The organism is Bacillus sp. FDAARGOS_1420 (assembly GCF_019344915.1).
Classification (GTDB): domain Bacteria; phylum Bacillota; class Bacilli; order Bacillales; family Bacillaceae_G; genus Bacillus_A; species Bacillus_A mycoides.
Genome location: NZ_JAHWJB010000002.1, coordinates 1,872,958 through 1,893,963, shown reverse-complemented (window position 1 = coordinate 1,893,963; position 21,006 = coordinate 1,872,958). Strand labels below are relative to the sequence as shown.

Here is a 21,006-nt window from a genome sequence, read left to right as displayed (position 1 = left end):
TAATATGAATGCAATTCCTTACGTAGTAGAACAAACGAAATTAGGAGAACGCTCCTATGATATATATTCAAGATTATTAAAAGACCGAATTATTATGATTGGTTCAGAAATTAACGATCAAGTTGCAAGCAGTGTAGTAGCACAATTATTGTTTTTAGAAGCGGAAGATGCAGAAAAAGATATATTCCTGTATATCAATAGTCCGGGCGGTTCAACGACAGCGGGATTTGCAATATTAGATACGATGAACCTTATTAAACCAGATGTGCAAACACTTTGTATGGGCTTTGCGGCATCATTTGGTGCGCTTTTACTATTAGCTGGCGCAAAGGGAAAAAGATTTGCGCTCCCTAACAGTGAAATCATGATTCATCAACCGCTCGGCGGTGTAAAAGGGCAAGCAACGGAGATTGAAATTACAGCAAAAAGAATATTAAAGTTAAAACATGATATTAACAAAATCATATCTGATCGAACAGGGCAACCAGTAGAAAAGGTAGCTCATGATACAGAAAGAGATTATTTTATGACGGCAGTAGAAGCGAAGGAATATGGAATTGTTGATGCTGTTATTGAGAAAAAATAATGTGAAACAGGCTAGAGAATACGCTGAATTCTCTAGCCTGTTTCTGTCGTTCTTTATTCTTTTACCCATTCATCGACTAACAATTGATTCTTTTTTATCCATTTTCGAGCAGCTTCTTCTGGATCTTTCGTTTTATTTAACATGACCATTAACGTACCAAGCTGTTCATCATTCATTTTCCATTTATCAAAGTATTTCACAATATCCGGATGATCTTTTTCGAAACCTTTACGAACGGAGTAATAAATGTCATCTTTTTCACCATATACTTTCTTAGGGTCTTTTAAATATTTTAAGTCAAATTCTGAAAAGCCCCAATGCGGATTCCAAAGCGTAACAGCGATTGGTTTCTTTTTCGTATATGCCTTCTTGAGTTCGCTCATCATCGCAGCTTCTGAAGATTGGACAAGTTTTAATTTTATATCATATGCCTTCATTGCTTTATCCGTTAAATTCATAAGGCTACTACCTGGTTCAATCCCAACAATTTTATTATCTAGCTCATCTTTATGTGCGTTTAAATCTTCTATGCTGTTTATGTTTTTCATATAAGAAGGGACGACTAAACCTAGTCCAGTGCCTTCATACCATTTTGATTTTAAGACAATATCATCTTTATAACGAGCATTTAGCGGTTTATCCGTAACAGGCAGCCATACTTCTAAATTTGCATCGACATCACCACGAGCAACACCAGTCCAAATCGCAGCTTTTTCTAAATACATGAGCTCAACTTTATAGCCTTTTTCTTCTAATAAAACTTTCCACATGTTTGCAGTTGCAATATTTTCTTTCCAACTTGTTACACCAAGTTTAATTTTTCCTTTCGAATTTGCATTTGTTGCATTACATGAAGTGAAAATCATAGTAATAAATAATGCAAGGCATATAAGCCATATTTTCTTTCTCATTGAAACCCTCCTAAGAAACGTTTGCCTCTTTAAATAAATGTATAAGTAAGCATTCTTATTATGAACGGAAACGAGAATTTTAAAGAAAGCTTATGAATGTCATTTTTATGTAATATTTCTTTGCAAAATCGCAACACTATGTAAATAGATGGATAGAAAAGGAGTAGTGACATGGATAATACAAAGGTACGTGTTGAAAATGTAACAAAAGTATTTGGGAAACATCCGCAAAGAGCGCTTACCTTATTAAAAGAAGGGAAAAGCAAATCGGAAATTTTAAAAGAGACAGGAATGAACGTTGGGGTGAAAAAGGCAACGTTTGAAGTATACACCGGAGAAATTTTCGTTATTATGGGTTTATCCGGTAGCGGGAAATCAACGCTAGTTCGAATGCTAAATCAATTAATCAAACCGACAGCGGGGCATATATACATAGATGGTGAAGACATCGCAACGATGGGAAAAGAAGAATTGCGAAGAGTAAGAAGGACGAAAATGAGTATGGTTTTTCAGAAGTTTGCTTTATTTCCACATCGTACGGTAATACAAAACGTTGCGTATGGGCTAGAAATTCAAGGAGTTCCAGTAGAGGAACGAGAAAATAAGGCGTTAGAATCGCTACAGTTAGTAGGACTCGATCATCATAAAGATAATTACCCTAGTCAACTTAGTGGTGGTATGCAGCAGCGTGTTGGAATCGCAAGGGCACTAACGAATAATCCAGATGTATTACTAATGGACGAGTCATTTAGTGCATTAGATCCACTAATTCGAAAAGAAATGCAAGATGAATTGTTAGAGTTACAAGATAAAATGGAAAAAACAATTATATTTATTACACATGATTTAGATGAAGCTCTTCGCATTGGAGATCGTATCGCATTAATGAAAGATGGAGAAATCGTTCAAATTGGAACGCCGGAAGAAATTATGATGAGTCCTGCCAATGAATTTGTAGAGAAATTCGTGGCGGACGTGAATTTAGGAAAAGTAATTACGGCGGAATCTATATTAAAACGACCGGAGACTTTATTAATTGATCGTGGACCACGTGTAGCACTTCAAATTATGAGGAATGCAGGTGTTTCTACCGTATATGTTGTAAACAAAAAGTATGAATTTTTAGGTATATTAACTGCGGATGATGCAAGTAAAGCAGTACAAAAACAGTGGCCGATTGCTGATTTATTACTTAACGATATTCCGCACGTTTATTTAGATACTTTACTTGAAGAAACGTATGCAAAAATGGCGGAGATGAAATATCCGTTACCCGTAATTGATGAGAAGAAAAGGTTAAGAGGAATTATTAAACGTGAAAGTGTCATTCAAGCTCTTGCAGGTAACATTGAGGAAGAGGTGAAAGACGATGAATAATATTCCGCGCATTCCATTAGGCGAATGGGTTGATTCATTTGTTGCAAGTTTATATGAGCACTTTGAAGGCTTGTTCCGAGGATTCTCCTATATTATCGGTGGATTTGTTGATTTACTCACTAATTTTTTAACAATAATACCAGCCATAGTGATGATTATCATCTTATGTTTCCTCATTTGGTACACAACGAGGAAATTACCTTTAGTCATTTTTACGCTCATCGGATTATTATTTATTTTAAATATTAACTACTGGGCACAAACGATGCAAACATTAGCGCTCGTACTTACGTCAGTTATTATTTCAATTATTATCGGAATTCCCATTGGCATTTTAGCATCTCAAAATGAACGCTTCTCAAAGTTTTTAAAGCCCACTTTAGATTTCATGCAAACAATGCCAGCCTTCGTTTATTTGATACCAGCCATTACGTTTTTTGGTGTAGGCGTTGTACCTGGTATTATTGCATCAGTAATTTTCGCTATGCCACCGACAATTCGTTTTACAGATTTAGGAATTAGACAAGTTCCAGAAGATTTAATTGAAGCTGCGAATGCATTTGGCTCTACCGCATCACAAAAATTATTTAAAGTACAATTACCCCTCGCAACTGGAACGATTATGGCTGGAGTGAACCAAAGTATAATGCTTTCGCTATCAATGGTTGTAACAGCGTCACTTGTAGGAGCGCCAGGACTTGGAGTCGATGTGTATCGCTCTGTAACACAAGTAAACATCGGAATGGGATTTGAAGCTGGACTAGCTATCGTCGTGATTGCGATTATATTAGACCGAATTACGCAAGGGTTTTATACAAAAAGAAAATAATTCAAAAAACACACTTTATACTACAAAGTGTGTTTTTTGAATTCGAATTACATCCGAACAATAACAGAGCCTCCAGCTGGTGCACAAACTTGGTTTTGCTGTTGTTCCATTGATTTTATTAATTGATTATTTTCTTCGATTAATGAGATTAATTTAGCTAATTGGCTTTCAAGGCTTGCGATGCGCTGCATCATGTATTGCGAATCATAATGCAGTGTATTCCTTACTGGATGAGGGGAGTAAGCATATTGTTGATTTATATTTGGATTCCAATGAGGATACATTTGAATCGTTCCTCCTTCAATAAATTACTGATCTTTCTTATAGTAAATGCCTATGTATATGTAATGGTGACTTGAAAATTCTTTCAAACGAAGAGGATTATGTAGGGGGAATGGAAAAGTAATAAAGTACATTTTTTGGAAATTTTTAAGCGGAATAGTAAATATATTAGGAAGCAGCAACGTTCATGTAAATGGATATTATATGGGGAGAAATTATGAGAGGAGATGCTATTTTGGCTAATAATAAAAAAAGAAATGATGCTATGACAATTGGTGTCGCTATAGGTGTTGTAATCGGTGTAATTCCTGGTGTATTTACTGATAATATAGCAATCGGAATAGCGATTGGGATTGCAGTTGGAATGGGGATTACGCTTTTGAAGAAATAATGAGTTGTAAATTATTTTAATGTGAAAATTCTAATTTCAAGAGATTGAATTTTCGGAATATAAAACCTGTTTTTCCTTTTTTTATGATATTATATATGCAAAGGATGGTGATGGATATGCCAATAAACAATCAAGCAGAACAAAACTGCTTCATTTGTGAAAAACATAAAGGGAACATTAATATTTGCATATGCACATTATTCCGCGTTATCCAAATACACCAAAAGAGTTTTGGTCACCGACTGAAAGCAAATTGGACTGGTGCACCACATGGAGATTCAGAGAAAATAAAAAAACTATGCGAAAGAATACGAAAGTATATGGTAAATGAGTATGCATACAACAAATAATACACAATATTCATGGGTTGGAAGTAGAGAAATGTGTTTAGACGAAGTTTCAGTCAAGCAATATGGTGATATTGTACTTGGTAAATACGGCGGGAATATAAGTGCCGGAGCAAAAAAGAATGAAGACGGTGCATTAGTTTGGTCGAATGGTGATTGGGAATTTACCGTTATATTAGACGGACATAATAGTGCAGAAAGTGTTGATTTAGTAGTAAGTACGATTCAAGCAGAATATGAAAATATAAAAGTAATTATGAATGAACAGATTGAAACAGTATTTCGATCTGTTGAAAATCATATACTTACGATATTTCAATCCCGCTCATTTAAAGAAAAGTGCGAAAGGGTAAAAGGTGAAACAGCTTGCTTAATATGTGTAAGAAAAGAAAATTACATATGGTGGCTATCTATTGGTGATTGCCTAGTTTATGTATTTCATGATGAATTACATAAATTAGGACAATATACATTAAACCAACGTCAATTTTATGAATGGATTGGTAATGTAAACACGTTTGATTTACCCGTTCCATGCTATTCTTCAGGAATTCGTGAACTACGTACTGGAAAGAATCGAATTGTAATGGTGACAGATGGGGTATTAGAATGCGGGGAACGCCGTTATGAAACGCCATTAAATCTTTATAATGATATGAATGGAAATAATATTGAGTTAAAAGAAAATATTCATAATGTGTTAGAACATGTTCATCATCAATTCGGAAGAGATAGTGCGACAATTATTAGTTGGGACGTTGAAAACAAAGAGAATGCTACGTATCCGAGTGATCAGCCAGATAAAAGGTAAAGGAGGAGACATCAATGTTTTTAGTTAAAGTAATTTTATTAGTATTATGGATTATATTTGTAGTTATTTTGGAAAAAGTAGTGAGAAAAAAATTAAATATACCGAAACAAACTGACTGGAATAGTAAATATGTAAACAACTCTCATAAATGGGGTACTAGGGCTCTTATCATTTCTTATATTATTGTTACGATGATATGTGCCACTTTAAATCCCATTTATATTAGTAATTTACCCATATTATTTTTAATAACTTTATACTGCTTTCAATCATATATGGAGTGGAAATATGATAAAGAATCGAGGGAATATGTTATTTCTTTAGGAACAGTTCCATTATTAATAATAACAGGAATTATGATTAATCTTTTCTTTTATAGCTATTGGATTTAATCATATGTGGAATGAATGGGGAGACAAAATGAAAAATCCTAAATTTCGCGCTGAAGTAATGATTTTAAATGATGATCATTCTAAAGTACTTGTACAATGTGATTTAAGGGAAACATTTTATCGTTTTCCAGGAGGTTCTATTGAATTTGGTGAAACAGCAGAAGAAGCTATTGCGCGAGAATTAATGGAAGAATACGATTTGAAGATTGATGTTCAAGAATTAGCAGTTGTAAGTGAGCATATTTTTGAATGGAACAACGAAAAAGGACATCATTGCACATTGTTACATTGGGGAACTGTTCAAGAGAGAGTTACAAATGAAATAAGGCATAAAGAACATGAGGATATTATATTAATATGGAAAAGTATAGAGGAGTTAAAGAATAAGCCCACATATCCTGACGGAATCGTAAGTTATTTAGAAGATAATAAACGTAATATAGTCCACTTTATTATTAAAGATAAATAGATTAATAGAAGGGGGATAACAATGGGAAACTCTACTTTTTGGATTATTATTTTTGCTTTTTGTATAGCGGGCTATTTTTTCGATAAGTTTTTAAGAAAAAAATTGAATATGCCAAAGAGTGGTTTTTGGGGATATAAGCATGTGAATAGTCTGCATGTAAAATTAGAAATAGGATTATTTATAATTTATTTAGTAACTAGTTTTATTTATATATATAACTTCGAAAATGCTAATATTGGATATGCTATTATTACCTATTTGGGCGTAACATGGATTTTAAGAGCGTGGATGGAATGGAAGTATGATAGAGAGTCGAAAGAATTTATTTTTTCAATAATTGGACTAGGTTCATTTATAGTTATGTTCTTAATACTATTTTATCTCATTCCACCAGCTGCATAATAAATTGACTATTCAGAAGATAATAACTGTCATGTAATCCACTTTATTTTAGAAAATGCAACGTAGTAATAGGAGGAATGGAAATGGGAACTTATACTGTTTGGATTATAATTATTGGAGTTGGTATAGGTGGCTATTTTTTTAGAAGAGCTTTTAAGAAAAAAGTTAAATATGGAGAAGAGAGGCTTCTTTGGATATAAACATGTAAATAGTTTACATGTAAAATTGGAAATTGGATTGTTTATTATTTATTTTGTAAGTAGTATGATTTATGTTAATAGCGATGAAAATGCAAACATAGGGTATGCCATTTTCATTTTTTTGCAACGTTATGGACGTTACGGGCATGGATGGAGTGGAAATTTGATAGGGAATCGAAAGAATATATCCTTTCGATAATCGGTTTATTTGCATTTATAGTTATGATTTCATTGCTACTTTACTTCGATCCATTATCAGCGTAAAAGCAAGTCTATAGAAATAAATAAAACGAGGGGATGAAAAAGTTTGGAGTTAAATAAGATATTAGAACGAATTCGAGAGAAATCAACAAAGCAATCACTACTAATAATAGGTGTTGATGGTTGTGGCGGCGCAGGAAAAAGTACGTTGGCTAATAAAATAAAAAGTAAGTTTTCAACTGTAACAATTGTTCATATGGATGATTTTTATTTACCATCCTCACAAATTATAAATGAACATCCTACGAATAAATCGATTGGTGCAGATTTTGATTGGAAACGCCTTTTACAAGAAGTTTTAGATCCGATTAGTAATGGCATTGAAGGATGTTATAAACGTTACGATTGGGAAACGGATTCTTTAGCAGAATCTCATACTGTCCTTGCAAACGGAATTGTTATTATAGAAGGTGTATATGCAACACGTCAGGAACTGGCGGAAATGTATGATTTGAAAATATGGGTGAATTGTCCTCGTGAAACACGTATAAAAAGAGGGATTGCTAGAGATGGAGAAGCAGCACGCGATATGTGGGAAAATAATTGGATGGTTGCTGAAGATATGTATATAGAAAGTCATAAGCCACATGAATTTGCAGATTTTATTATTGATGGTACAAATCAAGAGTTAACTAATAAATAAGAAACCATTTAGTAGTAAATGGTTTCTTATTTAAATTTATCATTTATTTTAGCTAAAATAGATGTAACGAAATTTGTTTTATCCTCTGCATATTTATGCTTATCATTTGGGTTAGCTTTTGAAAATTGAATCTTTAACTGTTCATATTGAATACGAGAGGTTTTATTGTCTATTAAGTAATCTCTGAATTTTAATTGTTCTATTAAATATGAATTCCCTTGTTCATACATATGAATTTGATGAGTTCTTGGCTCACCTTTATTGAAATAATACCTTTCGGGTAATACATCTTTTCTATATTTATAATTTAATTGTTCTAGGTTTGTAATACATTTTAGACCACTTTTGGAATCTCTTAATTCAATCGCAATATCAATAATAGGTTTTGCGCTTAAATGTGGGATGGAAGTACTTCCAATATGGTGTATCGCTAAAATATATTTTCCAATGTGTTCCTCAATTAATTGTTTTTCTTTTGAAAACTCAAATTCCCACTCTTCGGACCACGGAACTAAAAACACTTTACCATAGGGTAAACCTAGCATTTAATTAGCACCCCTTACATATTTTTTCAATAAAGTTACTTACATTTTCTTAAAGCTCCTCAATACAAGAAACTCCCACAATCTCCAAGGAAGAACCTTCTTCGCAAAGATCATAAATTTTACACCTTTCCCAATTGGGTATCGTAATGTAGTACGCCTTGCTTCAGCAATTTCTACGATTTTATTTGCAACATCCATCGGATTACCAAGTGTATCGTTGCCATTGTTTATGTGCTTTTGTATTTTATCCATATATTCTTTGTAAGGAGAGGTTGTATCAGATTGGTTTTCAGCTAATTGTTTACCAACTTCCCATATGTTCGTGTTATAAGAACCAGGTTCAAGTAAGGCAACGTCTATTCCGAAAGGCTTTACTTCTAAGCGAAGGGATTCACTCCAGCCTTCTAATGCATACTTTGAAGAAACGTAAGGGGATAAACCAGGGAATCCTACTTGCCCGCTAATACTGCTTATATTAATGATTTTTCCGCTTTTCTGCTTTCTCATATATGGTAAGACAAGTTGCGTGATGGATATAGCTCCAAAAAGATTTGTTTCAAATTGTTTTCGGTATTCCTCCACTAGGATTTCTTCGATAAAGCCCCCATTTGCATATCCTGCATTATTTATGAGAATGTCTATTCTGTTTATTTCGTTTAAAAATAATTGGAAGTTATGTATAGAACCTTGATCTGTTACATCTAATTGTTGAACTTTTATATTTTGTTGTAAGTGGAGTTTAGTAGCTTGAGATATTAAGTCTACTTGTTTTTCAAGATTTCGCATTGTAGCAATGACAAAATAGTCTTTTTTCGCAAGTTCAAGTGTCGTTAAAAGTCCGAATCCACTTGATGCCCCTGTAATAATCGCGATTTTTTTATTCATTGTTCGCTCGCTTTCTTTTTCTTTTATCATAACGAGTTATGGGAATAAAATCTATTTATTGTATAAAGATATTTGTTATAATTGAAAATAATTATCAATTGAATTTTAGTTTTATATAAAAGGAGTGTGGATTTCATGAAGACTAACGGTTTTCATGATATTTTTCATAAATACTTTCATGGTTTACAAGTTGTAGAGGAAAAACATATGAATATGCCCAAAACAATAGGTATGGGTGAAATACGAAGATGGACTTCATTTTCAGGTATGGAAATTGTGTTATCAAATTATCAATTTCATAATAACCATCGCATTCAATTTGCATCGGACGCAGCAATGGTGGAGCTTAATTTTTGTTTACAAGGGTTCGGAGAAGTGCAAGTTGGTCATTCTTCGTATGAATTAATGACTGGAAATAGCTATTTATATTTTATGAATGATTTTGATGTAGTATTTGAATATGAAAAAGAAACGCCTCTATATTCATTAGCGATTGGGATTCCTGTACAATTGTTTAATCATTTCATGATGAATAATGCTATTGAAAAAAGTCTTGATTTTCATTCTATATTAGGAAATCAATCTTTTAAAAAGTTTCAAAATCCAATTGATTCTATAACATCTAATCTTATTAAGAGAATGATAGAGTATCCCCAAAAGGATCGTATTAATCAACTAGAAATAGAAAGTAAAGCGCTCGAATTGCTTTCTATACATTTTGGGAGAGTGTTGCTTAATGATTGTGACGCAAATAAAAGGAGTCAATTATCAAAACAGGATTTGAATAAAATAAAACAGGCTGAAGAAATTTTACTTCAACGAATGGAATCACCCCCATCATTATTAGAATTAGCTAAAATAGTAGAGTTAAATGATTATAAATTAAAAATTGGGTTTAAAGAATTATTTGGGATGTCCACATTTGCATATTTACGAGAAAAACGTATGGAACATGCGATAGATTTACTGCGTTCGGGAAATAGTAATGTGACCGAAACGGCATTTGCAGTTGGATACAATAATGTCAGTCATTTTTCAGAGTTATTTCGTAAAAAGTATGGAATGAATCCATCAGAACTTTTACGTATTTATTAACGTAAAACAGGAATAATCCGCTATACCGTAAATTCCTCCGTCATTTGGTAGTTGCTTTTTGTAATGGTCATTATAATTACAAACAACATCCAATTGGAAATAACTTTTTATGGAGGAATTTAAATGAAAGAACGGAATGAAAGTCATTTTTGGATATTTGTATTAACAGGAATGTTTCTTATTATAACAACGACGGGTTTTGCACGTATGGCATATGGAATTATATTGCCGTTTATGCAAGAAGGACTCCATTTATCTACAGCTCAAGCAGGTATGTTAGGAACTATACTCTTTTTAGGGTATTTATTAACAGTCGGAACATCTGGAATACTTACTATCCGTTTTGGAGCAAAATCAGTTTTATTAATAGGGAGTTGGCTCGTCGTTATAAGTTTAATAGGATTAGCATTTGTTTCCTCATTTTGGATAGCCTCTATTTGTATGCTATGTGCTGGAGCTGGAAGTGCTCTTGTATATACACCACTCATGTCAATAACAGTAGGATGGTTTCCAGAAAAAAGAGGAACTGCAATGGGGCTGTTATTAAGCGGTGCTGGCATAGGCATGCTATTTAGTGGAATAATTGTTCCTTATATAGTACGTATATTTCCAGAGTATAGTTGGCGTGGTTCATGGCTTTTGTTTGGCGTTATTACATGTATTGTTGTATTCGTTGCCTCAATTGTTTTGAAAAATCCAGAAGTTACTGAAGATGAGGGGGAAAGGAATAATAAGTCGTTTTTATGGAAAACGAAAGAGTTATACATCATTGCATGGATGTATTTTATTGTGGGCGTTGTTTATTTAATTCCAAATTTATATCAAACTAGTTTTATGATTAATAATGGTATTTCGGCATCAATTTCGGGAACTGTTTATGCGATTGCAGGAATGTTTTCAATCGTAGGAGCTCCTGTCTGGGGATTGATTTCGGATCGGATTGGTATAAAGAAGACGTTATGTATTGCACTTTTATTAGCTGTAATAGGTGATATGATTCCAATTATATTTGGACATATCATTGGCTTTATCATGTCGGCAATTATTTGGGGTTCCAGCCTCGGAGGTATCCTTTTATTAATTCAAGTTGCTGCTTCAAAGCAAGTATCTCCGAAATATGTCTCAATGGCAATTAGTTTTATATCCGTTTTCTATGCAGTTGGTCAAATGATTGGACCAGGACTTGCAGGATGGATTATCGGGGAAAGTGGTTATACAACAGCTTATGGATTAGGTGCTTTCGGTTTCTTTATGTGCATATGTTTGGGATTAAGGCTAAAAAGAGGGGATCTGGCAAACTCAGCGTATATAGAGAAGTGAGTATTGTCTTGAAATGAATCTTTTTAACGGGGGGAAGAAAAGTGTTCCATGTTAAAGACGTATTAGCAGATCAGTTATTAGCAAATGCGAATGATCCCAGTTGGTATATTCCATTTTCAGATGCAGTTAAGGATTTATCTGAGAGAGAAGCTTTATGGAAACCGAATGAAGAGTGTAATAGTATAGCTGAAATTGTACAACATTTACTGTATTGGAATACGACGTGGCAAACTAGGTACAAAGAATCAAATGTTAATGCTGTGCCCGCTATTGGTGATAATAACAAAAGTTTTATGCTTTCAGATAATCAAACATTTGAAGAGTTAAGAGAAAAACTATTAGAGAAACTGTTACAATGGCAAAGTCTCATAAATGAAGACAAGGTTGAAAGTGATGTAATTGGATTTCCTGTATGTACGAAGTGGTGGGAAGTATTAGCTAATGTAACGACTCATAACGCGTATCACATTGGTCAAATTATTTACATTCGGAAATTACAGAAGAGTTTTGATAATGAATAAGATAATAATTCTCAAATTAGGTGAACAAAAGTGGACAAAACGAGACAGATGTCTCATTTTGTCCACTTTTTTATTATGAAAGAAAAGAGAAAACCTATTAAATCAGGGATTAGAATTTGGCACAGTACTTGCAATATAAAAGATGAACAAGAAAATAGGAGGGCTGGACATGTTAAAAACAACTGAAAGTAAAGGGAATGAAATTACGAAAGAACAAGCTCGTTGGATGTATGAAAAAATGTTAGAGATTCGTAAGTTTGAAGACAAGGTGCATGAATTGTTCGCGCAAGGCGTTCTGCCAGGTTTCGTTCATTTATACGCTGGTGAAGAAGCGGTAGCAGTTGGTGTATGTGCCCACTTAACGGATAGTGACAGTATTACAAGTACGCATAGAGGACATGGGCATTGTATCGCAAAAGGCTGTGATTTAAACGGAATGATGGCTGAACTTTTTGGGAAAGTGACAGGGTTATGTAAAGGTAAAGGCGGTTCCATGCATATTGCCGATTTAGATAAAGGAATGCTTGGTGCAAATGGGATTGTAGGCGGAGGTTTTCCACTTGCTTGTGGTTCAGCATTAACAGCTAAATATAAAGGAACGAAAGATGTGAGTGTTTGCTTCTTCGGCGACGGAGCAAATAATGAAGGGACATTTCACGAAGGGGTTAATTTAGCAGCGATTTGGAAGTTACCAGTTATTTTTATCGCAGAAAATAACGGCTACGGTGAAGCAACAACATTTGAATATGCGTCAAGTTGTGATTCCATTGCAGATCGAGCGAAAGCTTACAATATTCCAGGTGTTCAAGTGGATGGAAAAGATTTACTTGCAGTGTATAAAGCGGCGGAGGAAGCAGTAGAACGTGCGCGTAATGGCGGTGGCCCAACAATAATTGAATGTATGACATATCGTAATTACGGTCATTTCGAAGGTGAAGCGCAAACATATAAAACTTCAGAAGAAAAAGAAGAACATTTAAATGAAAAAGATGCGATTGTGAATTTCCGTAAGCATTTAATTCATGAAGCTTTATTAACGGAATCTGAACTTGTGGATATGGAAAAGGCAGTAGATGAAGCAGTGCAACAATCAATTGAATTTAGTGAAAATAGTCCATATCCAGAGGATGAAGAATTATTAAAAGATGTATACGTTTCTTACAAATAAGAGGAGGGTGAAAAATAATGACTAGAACAGTAAGTATGTCAACTGCAATTAATGAAGCGATGAAAATTTCAATGCGTCGTGATGAAAATGTAATTTTAATCGGAGAAGACGTTGCAGGTGGTGCACAAGTTGATCACTTGCAAGATGATGAAGCATGGGGCGGTGTACTCGGTGTTACGAAAGGACTTGTACAAGAATTTGGCCGAAATCGTATTTTAGATACACCAATTTCAGAAGCAGGTTATATGGGAGCGGCAATGGCAGCTGCGGCAACAGGTTTACGTCCGATAGCTGAATTAATGTTTAATGATTTTATCGGAAGTTGTCTTGATCAAGTATTAAACCAAGGTGCAAAGTTCCGCTATATGTTCGGTGGAAAAGCGAAAGTGCCAGTTACAGTACGTACGATGCACGGTGCTGGATTTAGCGCAGCGGCACAGCATTCACAAAGTTTATATGCGTTATTTACGAGCATTCCAGGTATAAAAGTTGTCGTTCCTTCCACTCCTTATGACGCAAAAGGCTTATTATTAGCGGCAATTGAAGATGACGATCCAGTAATCTTCTTTGAAGATAAAACACTTTACAATATGAAAGGCGAAGTACCAGAAGGGTACTATACAATTCCTTTAGGAAAAGCAGATATTAAACGTGAAGGTTCTGATGTAACAATCGTTGCAATTGGAAAACAAGTTCATACAGCGCTCGCTGCTGCTGAGCAATTAGCGAAAAAAGGACTTGAAGTAGAAGTAATCGATCCGCGTTCTTTATCACCACTTGATGAAGATACGATTTTAGCATCTGTTGAAAAAACGAATCGCCTGATTGTTATTGACGAAGCAAATCCAAGATGTAGTATCGCAACAGATATTGCGGCAATTGTAGCGGATAAAGGATTCGATTTGTTAGATGCACCTATTAAACGAATTACAGCACCACATACACCAGTTCCGTTTTCGCCACCACTTGAAAAGTTATATTTACCAACGCCGGAGAAAGTAATTGAAACTGTATCAGAAATGATCGGAGACCAATCTTTATTACATGTGTAATGAAACGATGAGAAGGGAGAGAGAAACATGGCTGTAGAAGTTGTAATGCCGAAGTTAGGTATGGCGATGAAAGAAGGTATTATTACGAGCTGGAATATTAAAGCAGGTGATAATGTAGAAAAAGGTGAACTAATTGCTAGTATTAACTCGGAAAAAATCGAAACTGAAATAGAAGCACCAGCTGATGGAACTGTTCTTGATATAGCTGTAAGTGAAGATGAGGGAGTGCCGCCGGGTACTGTAATTTGCTACATCGGTAAACCGAACGAAAAAGTAGAAGTTCATGAAAACATACATGCTGTAGAAGAAAAAGCATCAAATCCAGAACCTAAAAAGGTACAACATTCAGAACCATATGCGATAGATGTGACGAAGCAAAGAGTTAAAATATCTCCAGTAGCAAAGAAAATTGCAAAAACTGAAAATCTCGATATTAGATCATTAATTGGTACAGGACCTGGCGGAAGAATTACAAAGGTAGATGTATTAAAGGCGCTTGAAGAAAGAGTAGCAATTCCAGAAGTACTTGAACAAGAAGAAAGTAAAGTCATTCCTATTACTGGTATGCGAAAAGCAATTGCGAACCGTATGCATGCAAGCCTACAAAATAGTGCGCAATTAACATTAACGATGAAAGTAAATGTTACAGATTTAGTTGCTTTACATAAAGAAATAGCGGAAGTTGTACAAAAACGATACGATAACAAACTAACTATTACTGATTTCGTTTCTCGTGCTGTTGTATTAGCGCTTAGAGAGCATAAAGAAATGAACAGCGCGTATATAAATGATGCCATTCATCAATTTGAACATGTTCATTTAGGTATGGCGGTCGCGTTAGAAAAAGGATTAGTGGTTCCAGCTATTCGCTTTGCTAATAATCTATCTTTAGTAGAGTTATCTAAAGAGATTAAAAATGTGGCACAAAAGGCACGAGCAGGCAGTTTAAGTAGTGATGATATGCAAGGGACAACATTTACAATTAGTAATTTAGGTAGCTTCGGTATTGAATATTTTACGCCAGTATTAAATACACCTGAAACTGGTATTTTAGGTGTAGGTGCAATTGAACATGTTCCTGTATATAAAGGGAAAAAATTAAGAAAAGGAAGTATGTTACCTTTAAGTTTAACATTTGATCATCGTGTACTAGACGGTGCACCAGCAGCTGCATTTTTACGCACAATTAAAGAGTATTTAGAAGAGCCTGTAACAATTCTTTTATAAAGAGAAGGTGAGAAAATGAGTAATTTAGTTGTTATTGGGGGCGGACCTGCTGGTTATGTAGCGGCAATTACCGCGGCTCAAAATGGAAAAGATGTCACTCTTATTGATGAAGCTGATCTTGGCGGGACTTGTTTAAATGTCGGTTGTATGCCTACGAAATCATTGTTAGAAAGTGCGGAAGTGCATGACATTGTGAGAAAAGCGAATAATTATGGAGTTACACTTAACGAAGGAAGTATATCAATTGATTGGAAGCAAATACAGGCGAGGAAATCACAAATCGTAACGCAGCTCGTCCAAGGAATCCAATATTTAATGAAGAAAAATAAAATAAAAGTTATACAAGGTAAAGCGAAATTTGAAACGGATCACCGTATGCGAGTTACACACGGTGATAAAGAAGATGTAGTACATGGAGAACAGTTCATTATAGCGGCAGGATCAGAACCAACTGAATTACCTTTTGCCCCATTTGATGGGAAGTGGATTTTAAATAGTAGTCATGCAATGTCCCTAGAAAATATACCAAAATCATTATTAATCGTTGGTGGTGGTGTAATAGGTTGCGAGTTTGCAAGCATTTATAGTCGTCTTGGAACAAAAGTTACGATTGTTGAAATGGCATCGCAATTATTACCTGGTGAAGATGAAGATATCGCACAAATTTTAAGGGAGAAACTAGAAAATGATGGCGTAAAAATATTTACAGGAGCGGCTTTAAAAGGATTAAATAATTATAAGAAGCAGGCTTCATTTGAATATGAAGGAAGTATCCAAGAAGCCAACCCGGAATTCATTCTCGTTTCTGTAGGTCGAAAACCACGTGTACAAGAATTAGCTTTAGAAAAAGCAGGCATTCAATTTTCAAATAAAGGAATTTCTGTGAATGAACATATGCAAACAAATGTATCACATATTTACGCAGCGGGTGATGTGATTGGTGGAATACAGCTTGCTCACATTGCCTTCCATGAAGGAACGACAGCGGCATTACACGCGAGCGGAGAAGATGTGAAAGTAAACTATCATGCTGTACCTCGCTGTATTTATACAGCTCCAGAAATTGCTAGTGTCGGTTTAACAGAAAAAGGAGCAAGAGAGCAATATGGGGATATACTTATTGGAGAATTTCCTTTTACAGCGAACGGAAAAGCGCTTATTATTGGAGAACAAACGGGGAAAGTAAAAGTTATTGTGGAACCTAAATATCAAGAAATTGTAGGAATTTCTATTATCGGTCCTCGTGCAACCGAACTAATCGGACAAGGGACTGTAATGATTCATACAGAAGTAACCGCTGATATAATGAGAGATTATATTGCAGCACATCCAACTTTATCTGAAGCAATCCATGAAGCATTATTGCAGGCAGTAGGACAAGCGGTGCATGCTTAAGTGGAGAAAGACTAGTCTTGAATGACTGGTCTTTTTTACGATGTATAAGTAAAATGAATGAAAATGGTATAAATAAAAAGGGGGAATCTATATACAAATTCGTTTAGAATTATTTGTTGCGGATTTACAGAAGTCTATTCAGTTTTACGAAGAAATACTTGGTTTTAATTTTTTTAATAAAACTGAGAAAAGCGCAGTGATGAGATTAAACGATTTTGCATTATTATTAACTCCAGATTACATTTTGCATAAAGATCATTATTTGAGGAAAGGAGGATTAACGCCGAAAGGAAAAGGTATAGAGATTATAGTAGCTGTTCAAAATGTTGAACAAATATATGAACATGTGCTTGAGAGAGATTATTTAATAGAATCAGCTCTTCAACCACAGCCGTGGGGAATGAGGGACTTTCGATTAAGTGATCCAGATGGTTATTATTTGAGGATAACATCATAATAAGAAAACGAGGAATGTATTTGAAATATTACAACAAAAATTGGTATAAAGAAATGCAAATGATAGAATTTGTAAGTTTTATAGAGTCTATAGAAGAATGGACAGAAATGGATATTCAAAGTTTACTAGATGAAATAGCGGAAAGGAAACTAGATTTATTAAAATTTCTTCCTGCATCAATATATTCACTTTTTCATACTAGCATAATTAATTCAAAATATCCTTCCGATGAATTGAAAAAACTTTTGAAAGAATGGATAGAGAATTGTGAGAAAAGAAGGTCTCATTTAGATCGATTTTACTTAGAACACTTTCATTCGATTAAGAAAACCCTTCCACTAAACGCTATTCAGTTACATGAATACTCACTACATGACAGTGTAGTCAAATCAGTAGAGAGAAGATCAAAAGATACGCTAATCATAACTTTAGATTGCAGTGGTACTTTCAGTGAATTTGACAAACTGGAAGTAACTTTTACAGGCGTAACGAAATGTTCTATTCCGGAAAATTTTGAAGGTGCTTGGTGGTTATATCATGAAATAGATCTCACTAATGAAGGTTTCGAATTGGGTGTTTTATTTGATTGCCCATTTGAAGAAGTGACGATTTGTGCAAAAGATGTATTGCTTGAGATGGGTAACTAGTAAACTTTATAACTTTACAAACAAAAAAACAGTCTTATATGACTGTTTTTTATTTAGATGCTAAATTATCAAGTTTCCAATATGTATCTGTTAACGGCGCAGCTTTGCTATCTATGTATAAATACATATTATTTAAATCTTTTGGAGAAGTTTTCATATTAAATACAATGTCGGTAGTTAAAGAAAACTCAGATGGAACCTTTTTAGCATTTTCATTTTGTATAAATTCACCTTCGTATTTTTCACCCGTTTTTTCATCTTTTATGAAATATTTTATTTCTGAAAGATCTATCGTTTGTCCGTCAGCACGAGCATTATTTATAGTAACGCGAGCTGTGAGACGCCACTCTTTGTCTATTTTATCGAATTTTGCATTTTCAACAGTTGCTCTATAGTATTCGTTTTTAAATATTTCCCCATAGTGCATTGCATTCTTTTCAAAAGCGCTCTTTTCTTGTTTTGGTGCAGTATTTCCACTACATCCTGCCATTATTCCTGTAAATAATAATGCTGTACAAGTTACTTTAATTATAGATTTCATAGTAATCCCTTTCTGTATTAAAAAGTAAAACATAGGAATAATTTTACATCAGTAGGAAGGTAAATGGAAGTATGTTTGTGGAATATGCAAATATACATTTATTTCGTTTTTAAGTTAATGGGATAGAAAGAGGGAGAAAAACTGTATAAAGCTGAATAAATAAGAATTGAAAATATTGTAATACAGAAAAAGCATGCATATAATTAAAATAAAGATTAAATTTCTGAATCTTCAATAATGGTGGTGGGAACATGTTTACTGAAGAGCGTAGAGAGAAAATTTTAGAGTTACTTAAGAAAGATGGAAGAGTAATCGCAAAGGATCTTGCTGAAATTTTTGATATGTCTATTGATTCTATAAGAAGAGATCTATCTATTATGGAGAAAGAGAATTTATTAAAAAGAACGCACGGAGGTGCAGTTGAACTTACGCGAGTGAGAAACTTAGCTGCCGAACCATCGAAACGTTATCGTGATAGTTCAATAGATGAAGATGCGATTGCGAAAGTTGCTGTATCCTACATACAAGAAGGAGATTCCGTTTTTATTGGCGGGGCTTCCATTCATTATGCCATGTTAAAGTATTTACCTGAAACATCATTTACAGTTATTACGAATGCTTTAGAAATTGCTAGTAAGTTACGGGAATATAAGAACATTGATACGTACTTAATTGGTGGAAAAGTGAAACCATCAGGAAATATGACAGATACACTGGCCTCTGAATTGATAAGTAGATTCTCTATTGATCTTTATTTCTCTACAGGTGGCGGTATTTCATTGAATGGTATAAGTACTGCGACACCGGAAGTTGCTTATTTTGGAAAAACAGTAAGTAAAATTGCTAGAAGAAATATTTGTTTAGCTCCTCATAATAAACTTGGAATAGACTGCTTTATAAAAGGAGAGTCACTGATAGAAATTGACCTTATAATAACAGATGAAGGGGCTAGTAAAGAAACGATTCAACAATTTGAGAAACAAGGTAAAGAAATTGTAATAGCGTCAATAGACCGCATTTAAAAGGAGTTTGAAATGATTATAAAAGGACAAGAGTTTCATATAAATGGATTAACTTATACAGTTCGTTCTGCAGTTCAAACGGATGCTGAGCAGTTATCAGAAATTAGAGTTCAGATCGATGGCGAAACTGAAAATATGGATAGAGAAGCTGGAGAGGGGTTTATTGATAAGATAGGGTTTCAAAAAATAGTAAAAACAGATAGTGAAGAGATGAAGAATCTTTTTTTAGTTGCAGAAGTGCACAACCGAATCGTAGGATTTTCGAGATGTGAAGGATCAAATTTGAAGAGATTATCCCATAAAGTAGAGTTTGGTGTTTGTATTTTAAGAGAGTTTTGGGGATATGGAATGGGTAAGAGTCTATTGCAACAATCTATTCAGTGGGCTGATGAAAATGAAGTGAAAAAGATATCATTGCAAGTGTTAGAGACAAATGAGAAAGCTATTCAGCTTTATAAAAAGTTAGGTTTGGAGGTAGAAGGTATTCTAAAAAATGATAAAAAACTGTCAGATGGTAAGTATTATAATACGGTAGTAATGGGAAGGTTTACTGATACTTTTCATAAAAGAGGTGAAGAAGTATGTTTTACAGAAGGAAATACTATGTAGTAAAAAATGAATTCATAGAAATATTTAATGATCATTTCAATGATACTAATTTACCTAATCAAATAAAATATGGTTCTCGTTTAATAGGACGCTGGATGAAAGATAATAATGATGGTACGACTGAAGTATTTGCAATATGGGAATATGATAGTTATGAACAGTATAAAGAAATTGAATCAAAAATTAGAAGCGACAAGATACATGTTAAAAGAATACATGATTGGTATGAAAAACATGGCGGGAAAGAATATGTTTTACAGGAGTACATATTAGAGTTAAAAAATGAAGAGTTAGTATGTACTGTAAAGTGATAGAGGGGTGAGGAATAATGGGAATTAAAACAAAATTATATTTTAGTTTAGCATCCACCATTTTATTTGCAATAGCGGTGATAGTTTTCTTTATAAACGGCAACCCACAAAAGTGGTTTTGGTTATGTATTTTCTTTGCGTCCATTATACAAAATATAGTTCTACTAAAAAAGAATAAAGAAGTTTATTAAAATATTCAAATTATTAACATATTTGTGTCATCTTTCTAGTTGTATTGAAAACGCTTTTATTCAGTTTTATAATAAAAGTATGTTTTATAAATCTCCAAAACAATTAATAGGGGAGATGA

26 protein-coding genes and 2 pseudogenes are annotated in these 21,006 nt (G+C 34.0%); 23 read left to right on the top strand and 5 right to left on the bottom strand.

Annotation, left to right across the window (positions count from 1 at the left end):
• The first annotated feature begins 4 nt into the window (after positions 1-4).
• Positions 5-586: an ATP-dependent Clp endopeptidase proteolytic subunit ClpP gene (gene clpP / locus I6L50_RS19900; protein WP_002147396.1), complete on the top strand. Its 582-nt coding sequence runs from the start codon at positions 5-7 to the stop codon at positions 584-586.
• 53 nt (positions 587-639) lie between these two features.
• On the opposite strand, the gene I6L50_RS19895 is transcribed toward clpP, so the two are convergent.
• Positions 640-1,497: a glycine betaine ABC transporter substrate-binding protein gene (locus I6L50_RS19895; protein ID WP_219302577.1), complete on the bottom strand. Its 858-nt coding sequence runs from the start codon at positions 1,495-1,497 to the stop codon at positions 640-642.
• A gap of 171 nt (positions 1,498-1,668) precedes the next feature.
• On the opposite strand from I6L50_RS19895, the gene I6L50_RS19890 reads away from it, so the two are divergent.
• Positions 1,669-2,874, top strand: a complete 1,206-nt coding sequence (locus I6L50_RS19890) for a quaternary amine ABC transporter ATP-binding protein (protein WP_000370622.1) — start codon at positions 1,669-1,671, stop codon at positions 2,872-2,874.
• On the top strand, positions 2,867-3,703 hold the full coding sequence (locus tag I6L50_RS19885; protein WP_219302575.1) for an ABC transporter permease: 837 nt from the start codon (positions 2,867-2,869) through the stop codon (positions 3,701-3,703). Before I6L50_RS19890 ends, I6L50_RS19885 begins: the two co-directional genes overlap by 8 nt.
• A 47-nt stretch (positions 3,704-3,750) precedes the next feature.
• Here the strand turns inward: I6L50_RS19885 and I6L50_RS19880 are convergent, their stop codons facing one another.
• A complete protein-coding gene (locus tag I6L50_RS19880) occupies positions 3,751-3,987 on the bottom strand; it encodes a hypothetical protein (protein ID WP_002085127.1) in 237 nt (78 codons plus the stop codon).
• Positions 3,988-4,202: 215 nt separating this feature from the next.
• Here I6L50_RS19880 and I6L50_RS19875 point away from each other — a divergent pair, with 215 nt between their 5' ends.
• From I6L50_RS19875 to I6L50_RS19840, 8 genes and pseudogenes are all read left to right on the top strand, one after another.
• Positions 4,203-4,376: a glycine zipper domain-containing protein gene (locus I6L50_RS19875; RefSeq protein ID WP_002127725.1), complete on the top strand. Its 174-nt coding sequence runs from the start codon at positions 4,203-4,205 to the stop codon at positions 4,374-4,376.
• A 104-nt stretch (positions 4,377-4,480) separates the two neighbouring features.
• Positions 4,481-4,726: pseudogene (locus tag I6L50_RS19870) on the top strand (HIT family protein).
• Positions 4,704-5,534 carry a PP2C family serine/threonine-protein phosphatase gene (locus I6L50_RS19865; protein ID WP_219302573.1) on the top strand — a complete coding sequence of 277 codons (831 nt, stop codon included), beginning with the start codon at positions 4,704-4,706 and terminating at the stop codon, positions 5,532-5,534. Before I6L50_RS19870 ends, I6L50_RS19865 begins: the two are co-directional and overlap by 23 nt.
• A 68-nt stretch (positions 5,535-5,602) precedes the next feature.
• Positions 5,603-5,926, top strand: a complete 324-nt coding sequence (locus I6L50_RS19860) for a DUF4181 domain-containing protein (protein ID WP_219303728.1) — start codon at positions 5,603-5,605, stop codon at positions 5,924-5,926.
• A 28-nt stretch (positions 5,927-5,954) separates the two neighbouring features.
• The gene (locus I6L50_RS19855) at positions 5,955-6,395 is read left to right on the top strand and encodes an NUDIX domain-containing protein (RefSeq protein ID WP_219302571.1); all 441 of its coding nucleotides are present in this window, start codon (positions 5,955-5,957) and stop codon (positions 6,393-6,395) included.
• Between the two features lie 21 nt (positions 6,396-6,416).
• Positions 6,417-6,797: a DUF4181 domain-containing protein gene (locus I6L50_RS19850; protein WP_219302569.1), complete on the top strand. Its 381-nt coding sequence runs from the start codon at positions 6,417-6,419 to the stop codon at positions 6,795-6,797.
• Between the two features lie 83 nt (positions 6,798-6,880).
• Positions 6,881-7,261 (top strand): annotated as a pseudogene (locus tag I6L50_RS19845) (DUF4181 domain-containing protein).
• Positions 7,262-7,304: 43 nt separating this feature from the next.
• The gene (locus I6L50_RS19840; RefSeq protein ID WP_219302568.1) at positions 7,305-7,901 is read left to right on the top strand and encodes a uridine kinase family protein; all 597 of its coding nucleotides are present in this window, start codon (positions 7,305-7,307) and stop codon (positions 7,899-7,901) included.
• Positions 7,902-7,927: 26 nt separating this feature from the next.
• Here I6L50_RS19840 and I6L50_RS19835 read toward each other — a convergent pair whose 3' ends face one another.
• Together I6L50_RS19835 and I6L50_RS19830 are read right to left on the bottom strand one after the other, a co-directional pair.
• Positions 7,928-8,446: a GrpB family protein gene (locus tag I6L50_RS19835; protein WP_219302566.1), complete on the bottom strand. Its 519-nt coding sequence runs from the start codon at positions 8,444-8,446 to the stop codon at positions 7,928-7,930.
• Between the two features lie 39 nt (positions 8,447-8,485).
• On the bottom strand, positions 8,486-9,331 hold the full coding sequence (locus I6L50_RS19830) for an oxidoreductase (protein WP_219302564.1): 846 nt from the start codon (positions 9,329-9,331) through the stop codon (positions 8,486-8,488).
• Between the two features lie 135 nt (positions 9,332-9,466).
• On the opposite strand from I6L50_RS19830, the gene I6L50_RS19825 reads away from it, so the two are divergent.
• From I6L50_RS19825 to I6L50_RS19785, 9 genes are all read left to right on the top strand, one after another.
• Complete coding sequence (locus I6L50_RS19825; protein WP_219302562.1) at positions 9,467-10,426, top strand: helix-turn-helix domain-containing protein; 960 nt, start codon at positions 9,467-9,469, stop codon at positions 10,424-10,426.
• Between the two features lie 123 nt (positions 10,427-10,549).
• Positions 10,550-11,746 (top strand): MFS transporter, encoded by a 1,197-nt coding sequence (locus I6L50_RS19820; RefSeq protein ID WP_219302560.1) that lies wholly within the window; start codon positions 10,550-10,552, stop codon positions 11,744-11,746.
• A gap of 41 nt (positions 11,747-11,787) precedes the next feature.
• Positions 11,788-12,267 (top strand): DinB family protein, encoded by a 480-nt coding sequence (locus tag I6L50_RS19815; RefSeq protein ID WP_219302558.1) that lies wholly within the window; start codon positions 11,788-11,790, stop codon positions 12,265-12,267.
• A gap of 169 nt (positions 12,268-12,436) precedes the next feature.
• A complete protein-coding gene (acoA, locus tag I6L50_RS19810; protein WP_016095568.1) occupies positions 12,437-13,435 on the top strand; it encodes an acetoin:2,6-dichlorophenolindophenol oxidoreductase subunit alpha in 999 nt (332 codons plus the stop codon).
• 17 nt (positions 13,436-13,452) lie between these two features.
• Positions 13,453-14,487, top strand: coding sequence for an acetoin:2,6-dichlorophenolindophenol oxidoreductase subunit beta (acoB, locus tag I6L50_RS19805; protein WP_074608677.1), 1,035 nt, complete (start codon positions 13,453-13,455; stop codon positions 14,485-14,487).
• Between the two features lie 27 nt (positions 14,488-14,514).
• Positions 14,515-15,714, top strand: coding sequence for a dihydrolipoamide acetyltransferase family protein (locus tag I6L50_RS19800; RefSeq protein WP_219302556.1), 1,200 nt, complete (start codon positions 14,515-14,517; stop codon positions 15,712-15,714).
• Positions 15,715-15,729: 15 nt separating this feature from the next.
• Positions 15,730-17,109, top strand: coding sequence for a dihydrolipoyl dehydrogenase (lpdA, locus tag I6L50_RS19795; RefSeq protein ID WP_219302554.1), 1,380 nt, complete (start codon positions 15,730-15,732; stop codon positions 17,107-17,109).
• 85 nt (positions 17,110-17,194) lie between these two features.
• A complete protein-coding gene (locus tag I6L50_RS19790; protein WP_307897084.1) occupies positions 17,195-17,566 on the top strand; it encodes a VOC family protein in 372 nt (123 codons plus the stop codon).
• Between the two features lie 20 nt (positions 17,567-17,586).
• Positions 17,587-18,213 carry a DUF4085 family protein gene (locus I6L50_RS19785; protein WP_219302552.1) on the top strand — a complete coding sequence of 209 codons (627 nt, stop codon included), beginning with the start codon at positions 17,587-17,589 and terminating at the stop codon, positions 18,211-18,213.
• Between the two features lie 49 nt (positions 18,214-18,262).
• Here I6L50_RS19785 and I6L50_RS19780 read toward each other — a convergent pair whose 3' ends face one another.
• On the bottom strand, positions 18,263-18,754 hold the full coding sequence (locus I6L50_RS19780) for a hypothetical protein (protein WP_060751402.1): 492 nt from the start codon (positions 18,752-18,754) through the stop codon (positions 18,263-18,265).
• A 251-nt stretch (positions 18,755-19,005) separates the two neighbouring features.
• Here I6L50_RS19780 and I6L50_RS19775 point away from each other — a divergent pair, with 251 nt between their 5' ends.
• From I6L50_RS19775 to I6L50_RS19765, 3 genes are read left to right on the top strand one after another with little or no spacing between them, the layout of a single operon-like run.
• The gene (locus I6L50_RS19775) at positions 19,006-19,776 is read left to right on the top strand and encodes a DeoR/GlpR family DNA-binding transcription regulator (RefSeq protein WP_219302550.1); all 771 of its coding nucleotides are present in this window, start codon (positions 19,006-19,008) and stop codon (positions 19,774-19,776) included.
• A gap of 12 nt (positions 19,777-19,788) precedes the next feature.
• Positions 19,789-20,385 carry a GNAT family N-acetyltransferase gene (locus I6L50_RS19770; RefSeq protein ID WP_107886811.1) on the top strand — a complete coding sequence of 199 codons (597 nt, stop codon included), beginning with the start codon at positions 19,789-19,791 and terminating at the stop codon, positions 20,383-20,385.
• Complete coding sequence (locus tag I6L50_RS19765; RefSeq protein ID WP_002127705.1) at positions 20,358-20,696, top strand: NIPSNAP family protein; 339 nt, start codon at positions 20,358-20,360, stop codon at positions 20,694-20,696. Before I6L50_RS19770 ends, I6L50_RS19765 begins: the two co-directional genes overlap by 28 nt.
• Positions 20,697-21,006: the final 310 nt, after the last annotated feature.

Bases quoted from the DNA above. Each gene is read 5' to 3' on its own strand.
- I6L50_RS19890 (WP_000370622.1), top strand. From the start codon at position 1,669: ATGGATAATACAAAGGTACGTGTTGAAAATGTAACAAAAGTATTTGGG.
- I6L50_RS19770 (WP_107886811.1), top strand. From the start codon at position 19,789: ATGATTATAAAAGGACAAGAGTTTCATATAAATGGATTAACTTATACA.
- I6L50_RS19885 (WP_219302575.1), top strand. From the start codon at position 2,867: ATGAATAATATTCCGCGCATTCCATTAGGCGAATGGGTTGATTCATTT.
- acoA (WP_016095568.1), top strand. From the start codon at position 12,437: ATGTTAAAAACAACTGAAAGTAAAGGGAATGAAATTACGAAAGAACAA.
- I6L50_RS19875 (WP_002127725.1), top strand. From the start codon at position 4,203: ATGAGAGGAGATGCTATTTTGGCTAATAATAAAAAAAGAAATGATGCT.
- I6L50_RS19800 (WP_219302556.1), top strand. From the start codon at position 14,515: ATGGCTGTAGAAGTTGTAATGCCGAAGTTAGGTATGGCGATGAAAGAA.
- I6L50_RS19830 (WP_219302564.1), bottom strand. From the start codon at position 9,331: ATGAATAAAAAAATCGCGATTATTACAGGGGCATCAAGTGGATTCGGA.
- I6L50_RS19820 (WP_219302560.1), top strand. From the start codon at position 10,550: ATGAAAGAACGGAATGAAAGTCATTTTTGGATATTTGTATTAACAGGA.
- I6L50_RS19850 (WP_219302569.1), top strand. From the start codon at position 6,417: ATGGGAAACTCTACTTTTTGGATTATTATTTTTGCTTTTTGTATAGCG.
- I6L50_RS19880 (WP_002085127.1), bottom strand. From the start codon at position 3,987: ATGTATCCTCATTGGAATCCAAATATAAATCAACAATATGCTTACTCC.
- lpdA (WP_219302554.1), top strand. From the start codon at position 15,730: ATGAGTAATTTAGTTGTTATTGGGGGCGGACCTGCTGGTTATGTAGCG.
- I6L50_RS19855 (WP_219302571.1), top strand. From the start codon at position 5,955: ATGAAAAATCCTAAATTTCGCGCTGAAGTAATGATTTTAAATGATGAT.
- acoB (WP_074608677.1), top strand. From the start codon at position 13,453: ATGACTAGAACAGTAAGTATGTCAACTGCAATTAATGAAGCGATGAAA.
- I6L50_RS19865 (WP_219302573.1), top strand. From the start codon at position 4,704: ATGAGTATGCATACAACAAATAATACACAATATTCATGGGTTGGAAGT.
- clpP (WP_002147396.1), top strand. From the start codon at position 5: ATGAATGCAATTCCTTACGTAGTAGAACAAACGAAATTAGGAGAACGC.
- I6L50_RS19895 (WP_219302577.1), bottom strand. From the start codon at position 1,497: ATGAGAAAGAAAATATGGCTTATATGCCTTGCATTATTTATTACTATG.
- I6L50_RS19835 (WP_219302566.1), bottom strand. From the start codon at position 8,446: ATGCTAGGTTTACCCTATGGTAAAGTGTTTTTAGTTCCGTGGTCCGAA.
- I6L50_RS19775 (WP_219302550.1), top strand. From the start codon at position 19,006: ATGTTTACTGAAGAGCGTAGAGAGAAAATTTTAGAGTTACTTAAGAAA.
- I6L50_RS19765 (WP_002127705.1), top strand. From the start codon at position 20,358: ATGTTTTACAGAAGGAAATACTATGTAGTAAAAAATGAATTCATAGAA.
- I6L50_RS19780 (WP_060751402.1), bottom strand. From the start codon at position 18,754: ATGAAATCTATAATTAAAGTAACTTGTACAGCATTATTATTTACAGGA.
- I6L50_RS19825 (WP_219302562.1), top strand. From the start codon at position 9,467: ATGAAGACTAACGGTTTTCATGATATTTTTCATAAATACTTTCATGGT.